8 protein-coding genes are annotated in these 13176 nt (G+C 41.0%); 5 read left to right on the top strand and 3 right to left on the bottom strand.

Features of this window, described 5'->3' with window-relative positions; all coding sequences use genetic code 11:
• Positions 1 to 48: 48 nt before the first annotated feature.
• The gene (gene metK / locus HH219_RS02545) at positions 49 to 1200 is read left to right on the top strand and encodes a methionine adenosyltransferase (protein ID WP_054204302.1); all 1152 of its coding nucleotides are present in this window, start codon (positions 49 to 51) and stop codon (positions 1198 to 1200) included.
• Between the two features lie 135 nt (positions 1201 to 1335).
• Here metK and HH219_RS02550 read toward each other — a convergent pair whose 3' ends face one another.
• Positions 1336 to 2004: an START domain-containing protein gene (locus tag HH219_RS02550; protein ID WP_064435234.1), complete on the bottom strand. Its 669-nt coding sequence runs from the start codon at positions 2002 to 2004 to the stop codon at positions 1336 to 1338.
• A 30-nt stretch (positions 2005 to 2034) separates the two neighbouring features.
• Positions 2035 to 3555: a CYTH and CHAD domain-containing protein gene (locus HH219_RS02555; protein ID WP_054455156.1), complete on the bottom strand. Its 1521-nt coding sequence runs from the start codon at positions 3553 to 3555 to the stop codon at positions 2035 to 2037.
• Positions 3556 to 3769: 214 nt separating this feature from the next.
• On the opposite strand from HH219_RS02555, the gene HH219_RS02560 reads away from it, so the two are divergent.
• Positions 3770 to 4357: a TIGR04211 family SH3 domain-containing protein gene (locus HH219_RS02560; protein WP_169326537.1), complete on the top strand. Its 588-nt coding sequence runs from the start codon at positions 3770 to 3772 to the stop codon at positions 4355 to 4357.
• 361 nt (positions 4358 to 4718) lie between these two features.
• Here the strand turns inward: HH219_RS02560 and HH219_RS02565 are convergent, their stop codons facing one another.
• The gene (locus HH219_RS02565; RefSeq protein WP_169326538.1) at positions 4719 to 5201 is read right to left on the bottom strand and encodes a winged helix-turn-helix transcriptional regulator; all 483 of its coding nucleotides are present in this window, start codon (positions 5199 to 5201) and stop codon (positions 4719 to 4721) included.
• Between the two features lie 170 nt (positions 5202 to 5371).
• On the opposite strand from HH219_RS02565, the gene putA reads away from it, so the two are divergent.
• The 3 genes from putA (at position 5372) to HH219_RS02580 (ending at position 13097) form a co-directional block, all read left to right on the top strand.
• Positions 5372 to 9175: a bifunctional proline dehydrogenase/L-glutamate gamma-semialdehyde dehydrogenase PutA gene (gene putA / locus HH219_RS02570; protein WP_169326539.1), complete on the top strand. Its 3804-nt coding sequence runs from the start codon at positions 5372 to 5374 to the stop codon at positions 9173 to 9175.
• A gap of 115 nt (positions 9176 to 9290) precedes the next feature.
• Entirely contained in the window at positions 9291 to 10487 is a 1197-nt protein-coding gene (locus HH219_RS02575; RefSeq protein ID WP_054455164.1) for an HD-GYP domain-containing protein, read from the top strand.
• A gap of 102 nt (positions 10488 to 10589) precedes the next feature.
• Entirely contained in the window at positions 10590 to 13097 is a 2508-nt protein-coding gene (locus tag HH219_RS02580; protein WP_169326540.1) for a TonB-dependent receptor, read from the top strand.
• Positions 13098 to 13176 lie beyond the last annotated feature (79 nt).

A 13176-nucleotide genomic window follows, 5' to 3' on the forward strand; every position in this document is an offset into this window, starting at 1 on the left:
CGCTCTTACCGACGTTTGTGAAGCGCAATATTTGTGAGCACAAAGACAATGGCAAAACATTTATTTACTTCTGAATCAGTTTCTGAAGGTCATCCGGATAAAATTGCGGATCAAATCTCTGACGCGGTACTTGATGCCATCTTAGAGCAAGATTCTCATGCACGTGTTGCGTGTGAAACTTACGTAAAGACTGGTATGGTTATGGTTGGTGGTGAAATCACTACTAGCGCATGGGTTGATATTGAAGAAATCACCCGTAAAACTGTACGTGAAATTGGCTACACTCATTCTGATATGGGTTTTGACGCTGATTCGTGTGCAATTTTAAACACTATCGGTAAGCAATCTCCTGATATCAACCAAGGTGTTGACCGTACAAGCCCTGAAGAACAAGGCGCTGGCGACCAAGGCCTAATGTTTGGTTACGCATGTAACGAAACAGAAGTACTTATGCCTGCACCAATCACTTACTCACACCGTTTAGTACAGCGCCAAGCGCAAGTACGTAAAAGCGGCGAGCTTAACTGGTTACGTCCAGATGCAAAATCTCAAGTTACTTTTGCATACGAAAATGGCAAACCTGTAGGCATTGATGCCGTTGTTCTTTCTACTCAGCACAGTGAAGATATTTCACAAAAAGATTTAGTAGAAGCGGTGATGGAAACTATCATCAAGCCAGTACTACCTGCTGAACTAATTACAAGTGCAACTAAGTTCTTTATCAACCCTACTGGCCGTTTTGTTATCGGTGGACCAATGGGCGACTGTGGTCTTACAGGCCGTAAAATCATCGTTGACACCTACGGCGGCATGGCTCGTCACGGCGGCGGTGCATTTTCTGGTAAAGATCCATCAAAAGTTGACCGTAGCGCGGCATACGCTGCACGCTACGTTGCTAAAAACATTGTTGCTGCTGGTCTTGCTGACAAGTGTGAGCTACAAGTGTCTTACGCAATTGGTGTTGCAGAGCCTACGTCTATCAGTGTTGAAACGTTTGGTACAAGTAAGCTTGAAGAGTCACGTTTAATCGAACTTATTCGTGAACATTTTGACCTACGCCCTTACGGCTTAATTCAAATGCTTGATCTTGAGCGCCCTATTTATCTACCAACAGCGGCTTACGGCCACTTTGGTCGTGATGAATTCCCATGGGAACGCACAGATAAAGCAGACGCACTTCGCGCAGCAGCTGGCCTATAATTTCAGCCTCTGTATGAATAAAAAAAGCGCCTTCTGGCGCTTTTTTTATACTCGTAAACTCTATCCATTTGTACTTAATGACTTTGACTATAATTTCATGGTAATAAAATTAATCTGATAAATAATTTAAATTTTTTATGCTGCTTTGGCGGTGCACTCACCGATTTTGCTAACGGTGTTATTGGTCTGAAAATCTTTGCTTAATAACTTTTTCTCTAGCGTGAGCATAGTTAAAAGAGCACTTTTAAGGCCAACCTTATTACTTATCCAATGCGGTATAGCGCCACCGGGATCTGCATATATTTCATGAACAATCGTTAATTGTGGCAACCCTTGAACTACTTTTTCGCTTAAAAGCCAACTACCTTCTATTTCAGTAATGCGGATCATATTAGGCTGTTCATCAAAGTAATCCGGATATGCCGAAATTTTCAGCTCAGTGTCCGTATTGTTTAATCGCTTATAACAAGAATAACTCACCATATCGCGATCTGAGACAGGCCATGGTGAGTCTAATTGAGTGTACACGACAGTTTCTGAGGGGCTTAATCTTGCTAAAATTTTGACACTCTTAACATTTTCAATCCATTGCGGCGCATTCTCTGCATCACTAAGTAACGCCATAAAATCACCAGCATTCGTGTTACTAACAGTCACTGTACCGCGTACTTCAAAAATACCATTATCATGTTTTTTGTAGTGAATGCTAACACCATTCTGATGCTTCCATAATTGCCATGATTTTACTTCGGCCACTGCACTCTCACTGCAAAACAGCGCAATAAATAATAATTTTTGCCACATACACTATCCCTATGCACTCGCTAAATATGGTTATAACCAATAAGGTGAAATTTTATATGAAGCTAATCGACTTTGTTCCATTGCGCTTACTAGATATTCCGATTTTTTCTCAAGCCAGTTTTGAATTTTTGCAAGTTCGTCATCATCTTGCCCTGCACATAACTGCTTTAAATACTCAAGCGTACTGAGTTCATACATACCATGAGAAATATCAAGCCAAGGAATGCGGAACTCATTGCGATCGTCTTTTTCAAACAAAGAGCCAAGGCAATTACCACTGAGCAAACTGTTTTCTAAGCGAGTGCGTAAATTTAAATAATCTTTAAAAGTCAGTGTTTTTTGTTCTGGCAGTAATTGGTGTAGGTCTTTCCAATCTTTATCAAATAATCGAGGCGCAATATCAGCAACGGGCTGCTCTGCGGCTTGAAATTGTGTTTGCCCCCAACTCTTTCGCCATTGCTTATCAACCAACCATGTTGTTAGTGATAACAATAAGCGGTTGTAGCGTGCACTGTGAAACAGTCGATTAATATCTTCAATGCTAGGTTGCAGCTCTTTTAAGTCATTTATGACTTGTGTTAGTTCTGGCGCGCTGTTAATTTTTTTATAATAGGCATGACGTTTAGAGGTATATGTTTTTAATTGAATTGCATTCTCTACCCACGCTAACTCACTTAGGAGCCATTTAAGCTCTGTTCGTAATCGTTCCGTGGTGTTTTTATCTACAATATCATCAAATAACCAGAAGGTATGACGTATCAAGCTAATGCCGTCAGTCACACGTTTGAGGGTTTTTAAACTTGGTTTGTCAAAATAGCATTGCTCATGCTTTTGTACAAAACGAATGCCAAAACTTATAGCCTCAATGAGAGCTTGCTCTTGTGTTGCATTATTAGGCAAAGAAACAAAACCAATTGATTTACTCGGCTTAAGTGGTTTTTCATCCGCAAGGCGATAGCCCCGTGCCGCTTTTGAGTATAACCCTAAACGAATATTACTTTGTCCAACTAGTATATCGGCTAAAGTAAACAATTCATTGCGGCTTCCTTCTACAAGCTCTATCTCAAGCTCACAGATCGGTTCTACCTTCGCAGATGCTGCTACTTCGCCTTTATCTAGGACGACCTCAATTTTAGCGCCACTGTTTGTTTCTATTAACCACGTGCGGCGAATAAAGTTAGTACTAAAAATAGGATAAAGGTTTTGTGCAATTACATTTACTTGCATACCATGCGGCCAAATATTAGCATCGAATGCACTTAAATCTGGACGAGAACCGTCCAAAGGTAAATTGTACTCTGGACGTTGATGCAAACCGCCCATAACTTCACCTGCGAGCTTAATTGTCTGCTCACATTGATTGTCAGCACAACGTGTTCGAAAGCCTATATCTAATGCCCTAAGCTCACGGCTCGGCGTGTCAAAGTAAGCATTTTGCAAACTACGAGATGGCTTATTGGTAACGGTTTTAGCAAATTGAGTAATTAACGCGGGGATCAGTGGAATAACGGCATCTGACACCAAAAACTTCAGTTCTATCTCAGTATCCATTAGGCTTGAGGATTACCTTTAAAATAAATAAGAGCTCAAAATAAACAAAGCAGCCCAACATTGCAAATATTTTAGCTGATTGAGCCTTTATGCTCACATACACGATTACAATATCAGCCTTGCTATTAGAGCGTTAAATCCATACTATCTCACTACTTAACTATGAAAAACACTATTGCCGTAGCAGTCACGGTTACATTAACAAGGTAGATTGATGTTAAAACATTCTTTATTAGCGTTGCTGCTTGCAACTGCTACATTTATGAGCCACGCAGAGCAGGCCGATGAAAAAACCGCTTATATAGTTGATAACCTTTATACATTTATGCATTCAGGTTCGAGTAAAAATTACCGTATTATTGGCTCTGTTGATGCTGGTACTAAGCTAACTCTTACTTCATCTGAAGAAAATGGTTTTTTTAAAGTAATCGATGATAAAGAACGTGAAGGTTGGGTTGAAGCCAAATTCATTTCTCAAACAGCTGGTATCCATCAACAATATCGTACTTTGAGCTCTGAAATGACATCAATGCAAGAGCAACTTCGTCAAGCTCAAATTGAATTACCTCAGCTTCAAGAACAAAACCAAACGCTGACAGACCAAAATAATGTTCTTTCTGAGCAAATAATTAAACTTAAAAGCACCTTAGAAGCTGAGCGCACCCAAAAACAGCAAGCAGGCGCGAAAGAAAAACGTCAGCTACTAACTTACGGCGGTGCAATTGCATTCATCGGTTTATTTTTAGGCATTATTCTTACTATCGTATTATCGCGTCGTAAGCGCTATGACGGCTGGGCGTAAGCGTTAAATAATATATTAGATATAAAAAAAGCACCCTTGGGTGCTTTTTTTATGTGCGATGTAATTAATATTACGCGGGATAACCCCCCGCCTACATGTTGGTAGCAGCGAGTTAACCTCACGATAATCACTTTATCTTTACGCTGGCAAGCAACGCCCCTTCAAGTGATGTAAGCACCGCGCTCCTGTAGGTCGCTATTTATAGCGACAATAATTATTTTACCGCCAAGAGCACAAAGGCGCTTTGCGCTGCACAGAGTAAATCCTGACTAACATTAATTTCTTTTTGGTGAGCTTATGTTGGGAATTAAACATGCACGGGGTAAACCCCCGCCTACATGTTGGTAGCAGTGAGTTAAATTTAAGTGTCGAGTCTAAGTCCGGTGTCTTGTTTGATTTTCTCTATCACCATATAAGTGTGATGTGTACCAACCCCAGGGATATCAACTAAATCACCTAATACTTGGCGGTACTCATCCATATCTGATACGCGGATTTTCAGTAAATAATCATAGCCACCAGCGACCATATCGCACTCAACAACTTGATTAATTTTTAAAATATGCTCACGGAATACTTTAAACACCGCAGTGTTAGAGGTCACTAAAGATACTTGCACATGCGCAAGCAAACTTTGGTTTAGCTTGGCTTCGCTCAATTTAGCAAAGTAGCCTTCTATGTAGCCCTCTTGTTCGAGTCGTTTTACTCTATCTAGACAAGGGCTAGGGCTTAAGTTAACCTGCTTTGCGAGGTTAACATTAGATATTCTGCCATTTTTTTGCAGTACATCTAATATTGCTAAATCGATACGATCAAGCAGGCGTAATCTATTCGAACTTGTCATAACAGAATTTTATGCGGATAAGTTAAAGGTATGCCCTGTAAATTATCGTAAAACGCCAAATTTAACCAGCATATTCTGCTGGAATTTAATTAGAATGCACGCATTACGCAACATGATAATCGAGCAGCATACTTTTTTAGCTGCAAGACTCCACACACCAGAGGTTACTTATGTTATTCAACGGCGATTTGACAACAACGTGTCCAATTCGACAAAAGATCCGTGACTTTTACCGCATTGACGAAAATGCTGTAATTGATCACATTTTACCCCTTGCCGAAGTAGGCGTTAAAGCCCGTAGCCGCGCATGGGAACGTGCTCGTCAGATAGTTCACAATATTCGTCGTGATCAAGATGGTCAAAGCGGTGTTGATGCACTATTAAATGAATTCTCACTTTCGAGTGAAGAAGGTGTGGTATTAATGTGTTTAGCAGAAGCCCTGCTACGTGTGCCAGATAAAGCAACTCAAGATACCTTGATCCGCGATAAGCTTGCAAAAGGCGACTGGAGCTCTCACTTAGGTAGCAGTGATTCGTTATTTGTAAACGCATCATCTTGGGGTCTATTAGTTACCGGTAAAATGGTTAACTACACTGATAAAACCAAAGAACAGCAGTTTGGTGTATTGAAGAAAACGATTGGTCGCTTAGGCGAGCCGGTTATTCGCAAATCAGTAAATTTTGCCATGAAAATCATGGGTAAGCAGTTCGTTATGGGGCGTACGATTGACGAAGCTATCGAACGTGCTGCTGAAAAAGAACAAAAAGGCTATGTATACTCATACGATATGCTAGGTGAAGGCGCGCGCACCATGAAAGATGCGGATCGCTACTTCAATAGCTATATGAATGCGATTCATGCCATAGGTAAAGCCGCTAATGGCCGTGGTCCAGTAAAAAGTCCAGGCATATCTGTAAAGCTTTCTGCAATTCATCCTCGTTATGAATTCACGCATAAAGAACGCGTGATGAACGAGATCGTGCCTAAGCTCAAAGAGCTAGCAATGGTTGCTAAAAGCTATGACATTGGCTTTACCGTTGATGCTGAAGAAGCTGACCGTCTTGATATCTCGCTTGATGTCATCGAAGCTGTATTTAGCGATGATGACCTAGCTGATTGGAATGGTTTTGGCTTAGCAGTACAAGCGTACCAAAAACGCGCAATTTTTGTGATTGAATGGTTAACTGAACTTGCCAGCCGCGTTGGCCGTAAGATGATGGTACGTTTAGTTAAAGGCGCATACTGGGATACCGAAATCAAAACCACACAACAAGATGGTTTAGATCACTTTCCTGTATTTACACGTAAAGCAACCACTGATGTTTCTTACAAAGCCTGTGCAATTAAATTACTTGAAGCACGTGATGTGCTTTATCCACAGTTTGCAACACACAATGCTTACACTGCAGCGACTATTTTAGAAGTTGCAAAAGGTGATAACCTAGGCTTTGAATTTCAACGTTTACACGGTATGGGCGAATCATTATTTGATCAAATCGTTACTGAAGAAAAAATCCAGTGTCGTGTGTATGCTCCAGTAGGCCAACACGAAGATCTACTTGCTTATTTGGTTCGTCGTTTACTTGAAAACGGTGCAAACTCTTCATTCGTAAATGCGATTGTTGATACTACTAAACCTGTTGAATCGTTACTGCCGGATCCGGTTGAAACACTCCAAGGCTTACGTAACAAGTACAATACACAAATCAAAATGCCAATTGATTTATATGGCGAAGAACGTGCAAACTCAAAAGGCATGGACTTAACTGATATCAATATCATTACGCCATTCAAAGAAAATCTTGATACTTGGTTTACAGAGCACCGTATTGCAGCAACGGATGTACCTGAAGGTTCATTAGCCGTTAAAAACCCTGCAAATCATCAAGAAATCATTGGTCACGTCAAACTACACTCTAGTGATGACATGCTGACCTTGCTAAGCAATGCTGAAACAGCGTTTGAATCATGGTCACAAACACCTGTAAAAGACCGTGCTAATTTACTGCGCCGCATTGCTGATATTTTAGAGCGTCATCACGATGAGCTAGTGGCTATTTGTATCAAAGAAGCTGGTAAAATAGCGCAAGACGGTATTGATGAAGTACGTGAAGCCGTTGATTTTTGTCGCTACTACGCAGCACGCGCTGAAGAGCTAAGTGAAGATGAGCGTTTTGAAGCCCGTGGCGTGATCTTATGTATCAGCCCATGGAACTTCCCACTGGCAATCTTTTTAGGTCAAGTTGCCGCTGCAATCGTAACGGGTAACACCGTAATTGCAAAACCAGCTGAGCAAACAAGTTATATTGCACTACGTACTATCGAACTTATGTTATCTGTTGGCTTACCTGAGTTTGTTGTACAGGCTGTCGTAGCTCGCGGTAGCGATGTGGGTAAAACGATTGTTCCTGATGAACGTATTCAAGCTGTTATGTTTACTGGTTCAACTGAAACCGGCACAATCATTTCGCAAACTCTTGCTGCTCGTAACGATATTCAAGTACCGTTAATTGCCGAAACCGGTGGCCAAAACTGTATGATCGTCGATTCTACAGCGCTACCTGAGCAAGTGGTTGATGATGTGATCAGTTCTGGTTTCCAAAGTGCTGGCCAACGTTGTTCTGCACTGCGAGTATTGTTCATTCAAGAAGATATCGCAGATGGCGTAATTGATATGATCAAAGGCGCGCTTAAAGAGTTACACGTAGGCGACCCTTCATTGCTATCAACCGATATTGGTCCTGTCATCGATGAAAAAGCGCTTAAGAACTTAAACGATCATGTGGAGTACCTAAAAGGTAACGCAACACTGCATTATCAATGTGATATTCCAGATAATAGCGAAAATGGCGCGTATTTCTTTGCTCCTCGTTTATACGAAATCAAAGATTTGTCAGTGCTTAAACGTGAAGTATTTGGCCCATGTGTTCACATCATTCGCTTTAAAGGTTCAGACCTTGATAACGTAATTGATCAAATTAACAACACTGGGTTTGGCCTAACAATGGGTATTCATTCACGCATAGAAGAGCGTTGTGAATACTTAGCGAAAATGTCGCGTGCGGGCAATGTTTACGTTAACCGTAACATGATTGGTGCAATCGTTGGTGTGCAACCATTTGGTGGCCGTGGCCTTTCTGGCACAGGTCCTAAAGCAGGTGGCCCTAACTACCTACAACGTTTAGTGAAAGAAAAAGCATCGCCAGATAACGTACAAATGACTAACCTAACGCCTGACGAGCTTGATTTACACCACTACTCGGGTGCAAATGAGCAAGTTGAAAAGTTAATGGCCAACTCAATGCGTGACGAAAAAATCTGGCGCGCAACACCTCTTAATGACCGCGTTTCTGCGGTACGTCAACTACTGGCTAAAATAGCAACTGTTGACATTATTGACGAGCTTGCGGACGATTTAGCCCTTACACTAGCCGATGCACGTGCACAGCTTAACCGTCTTGAAAAACACATGCGCAAACATACAACGTTGCCTGGGCCAACGGGTGAATCAAATACCCTACACCTTGAAGCGCGTGGTTGTGTAGTGTGTTATGCGGATAAGAGCACGTCATTTAATTTCTGGGCAATTTCAATTATCACAGCACTCGCTGCCGGTAATACTGTAATCACTGTAGCCTCTGAAATATTCTATGACGAAGCGGTTGCCTTTAAAGATAAATTTATCTCTACCGGCGTTGCTGAAGGTGTTTTACAAGTAGCTAAACCTAACCAGTTGCAAGCGCTTTTAGCACACCCTCATTTAGCCGGCGCAGTAGTTGCAGCTCGTTCTTCTCGCTTAGGTTACTTTAGCCAACAGCTTGCAGGACGCAAAGGTGCAATATTGCCAGTGATAAGCTCAGAATACTACGACACGCTAATCAAGCGCTTAGTCACAGAAAAGACTATAAGTATTGATACAACAGCCTCTGGCGGTAATACATCGCTAATGACGTTAGTAGAAGACGACGAATAAATACGTAATAAGTACTAAAGGGCGCTAAATAGCGCCCTTTTTCATGTCTATAACTACAGTTATAAGCAAAAGTTTGCTAGGTTTAAAGAACAACCACTTTAACGAAGTAAATAATTTGAAGACCATCCCTATTAATCAACTTCTCCCTGGTATGTTTGTTCAGAACGTGACGAAACAAACTGGAAAAATTAAGATCAAAAACCAAGGTTGGGTTAAAACGCAAACAGGGATCGATAAACTTATTAAAGCCGGTATATTAGAGGTTGAAATTGATCCTGATAAAACCATCGTAGATCCGAGTACAGAGCATACCTGTGATGAAATTATTGACGATACCCCCAAGCAACGTGATCCTTGGCTAACAGCTAATAGTGTCGAACAAGAAATGCATAAAGCCAATAGGCTTTATACAGAAGCAAAACAACTGCAAAGCAAAGCATTTACCGATATTAAAGCAGGTAATACAATTGATATTGCACCATTTAAAGAATTAGCGAACGGCTTTATAGATTCTGTATTTCGCAATCAAGATGCGCTTGCATGTATCACTCGTATGCGTGAAAAAGACACCTACCTATTAGAGCATTCAATCAATGTTTCTATTTTAATAAGTATTTTTGCCAAACACTTAGGCTTTGAAAAAGATCTCATCGAAGAGCTCGCTACAGGCGCTCTCCTACATGATATTGGAAAAATTCAGATCCCCGATGAAATTTTAAATAAGCCAGGTAAGCTAACCGAACAAGAATATAAAGTTATTCAAGATCATGCACTCTTTAGTAAGCAAATTTTAGAAAAAGCAGGACTAACCGGGATCGCTGTCGATATTGCAGGTTTTCATCATGAGCGTTTAGATGGCAGCGGTTACCCATTTGGTAAACCTGCGAATGAAATAAGCCAATACGTGCGTATGGCCTCTATTGTTGATGTATATGATGCACTTACAGCTGAGCGCGTGTACAAAGCAGGTATGGAGCCAATAAAAGCCTTTAAAATATTAAAAGACGGTTGCCCTGACAGTTTTGATGGCGAGTTACTCACTAAGTTTATTCAATGCATAGGTATTCATCCTGTTGGCACCTTAGTTAAACTATCGAGTCAAAAAGTGGGGTTGGTTACTAAAAGTAACCCTGCAAGCCCACTCAAACCTCAAGTAAAAACGTTTTATCATGCCAAACACGCACGCTATACTGAAGTGCAAGATATTGATCTTGCTCACAGTCGTAACCAAGATGCGTTAGAAGGTGCAGTCAAACCCGCAGATTTTAATATTGATTTAATTCGCTTTTTTAAACATTCAATTTTGCCTTAAATTTTTTACTTAAAAATTCCTAAAACTAGCCCTTCGTTCGTTTATTCATTTACAAGCCAATAATCCGTCAAGCTTGTCTATAACAACAACGAAGGGAATACGATGAACAACAACTATTTTACAGCTCCAAAACACCTTATTGCATTGGCAATCACCAGCGCACTTGTCAGTGCAAACTTTGCGCACGCACAAGAAAACGCCCAACCTAAAAAGCTACTCGATCTTGAACGTATTGTCGTCACTGGCAGCGGTGGCCGAGGCCAAACCAAACTGGAGTCATCTGTATCAATTACCACATTAGATGCCGATCAATTAGCCCGAGAAGCACCATTAGGCACTGCTGATTTACTTGAGGCAGTACCTGGTTTTTGGGTTGAAGATTCGGGCGGCGAAACCAATAATAATGTAGCACCTCGTGGTTTACGTGGTGGTGAAGGTTTTCGTTATATAGGTGTTGAAGAAGACGGTTTACCGGTCGTTTATGATGGTGTATGGGTTGATTTTTACCAACGTCAAGATATTACAATAGAACATATGGAAGCTGTACGTGGTGGTACTTCAGGCCTACTTACTACCAATGGTCCCGCAGCATTAGTTAACTTTATTACGCGTAAACCTGATGATGTAGAAGAAGCGACAATTCGTCTCACAACGGCCGATTATGGAATGTATCGCAGTGAGTTTTTTTACGGTACACCAATTAGCGATGATTGGAAAATGTCAGTTGGTGGCTTTTATCGTCGATCCAATGGTGTAAGAGACACAGAGTTTACAGCCGATCACGGAGGTCAGTTACGTCTAAATCTAGTACGTGAATTTGATAAAGGTCAGCTTACCTTATCTGCTAAACATTTAAATGATCACACCACCTTTTTTGTACCAATCCCACTGCAAGATCAGAAAAGCCCTAAAGGCATTCCCGGCGTTGATCCAAAACACGGTACGTTAATCGGTAATGGCCAGCGACTATTAAATTACCTACAAGAAGATGGCAGTTATAAAACTCGCGACCTCAAAGATGGTCAACACACAAAGTTTAGCACCCTAGGCTACAACCTTGATTGGGAGCTAAATGATCGCTGGTTACTTAATACCGCAGGACGTTATTCAAGCTTTGAAAACGACATGTATATTTTACTTAACTTTGATAACTCCACCTTAGTTAACGCCAATGATCGTCTTGGTCAACAAGATGTTTTATCGATGATAGATCAATTTGCTGGTGATGGCGCTGTAGCAGCACGCTACCGCTATGTTGATAGTGGTGAAATGCTCACTGATGTAAGTAACTTAAATGGCAACGGTTTAGTTACTACCAGTTATCCACTGTACTCCCGCTATGACGCTGATCAATTTGTAAATAAGCTTAATTTCACTTATGAAGGCGATCAACATACGATCACTATGGGTTGGTTATTTGCGTATGTGGATGCTGATTCTTTACCTGTCGATAAGTGGGAATCGCAATTTTTAACCGAAGTAAAAGACAATGCTCGCTTACTTGATATTGTCGCTGTTGATAACAATCAACAAGTCGTTGGTCAACTCACAAATAATGGCTCAACTGGCTATGCCCCAGGCTGGGGTCAAGCAACCGCGTTTGGTACGAGCACTTCAAATTCATTGTTCATAAATGAGCAATTCCAAGCAACTGATAACCTACGTCTTGATGGTGGTATTCGTATTGAATGGCTAGAACTAAATAGCACAGCTTCAGGTACTGAATTTGCAAAACCCGTTGCTGGCGCTTTTGATGAAAATGGCAATGATGTAGATAATAATCTGGCTAATAATTATGTAGATACAACTTCAAAAAAATATTTATCTAAAAAACGCAGTGAAACAGAAACTGCATGGACGATTGGTTTTAACTACACCTTTAGCGACGATGTTTCTGTTTTTGGCCGCTACGCCGATGCATTTGAAATGCCACGTTTGATGAGTCATGGGCAAAATATTCATGCTGGTATTACTGCCGATTTTAATAACAGCGTTAACCTTACTTTTACTGAACTGGGCGCACGTTACTCTGGTGATACATTAGGTGCTTCAGCAACATTATTTAGAACCAAGTTTAACGACTTGGTAGAGCGTAATTTTACTGGTAGCAATGGTGATGTAGCCAATCAGACTATAGATACGATTACTGATGGTCTTGAGTTTGAAGCCGTTTGGCAAGCACTTGATTCATTACAATTGGAACTAACCGGTGTAGTACAAAAGCCTAAAATGGAAGGCTTTACTGGTGCTTTTGCACACTGGGAAGGTAAGCAAGTTAAACGAACACCCAAAGTACAATTACGTTTAACCCCGACTTACTATTTTGATGACGGTGATGTGTATTTTACAGTCCATCATTTAGGCGAGCGTTATTCTGACGGTGAAAATAAATTTGAATTACCAGCCTATACCACTATCGATATGGGCGTAAATTATCGCTTCAACGATACTGCAGCACTGCACATAAAAGCCAGCAACCTGAGCGATGAGTTAGGGTTAACTGAAGGCAACCCACGTGCGATTAACGATGTGCAAGCAGGCTATGATTATTACTACGCGAGACCTATTTTAGGACGCACAATCAGTGCTTCTCTCACTCTTAATTTTTAAAGTCCCCTTACTAATTTTCGCTATGCCCAGTGTTAATTAGTTTACCAAGCTCGCCATTGCGGGCTTTTCCAGGAAGTTA

The sequence above is a fragment of the Pseudoalteromonas sp. NEC-BIFX-2020_015 genome, from assembly GCF_012952265.1.
GTDB lineage: Bacteria > Pseudomonadota > Gammaproteobacteria > Enterobacterales > Alteromonadaceae > Pseudoalteromonas > Pseudoalteromonas neustonica.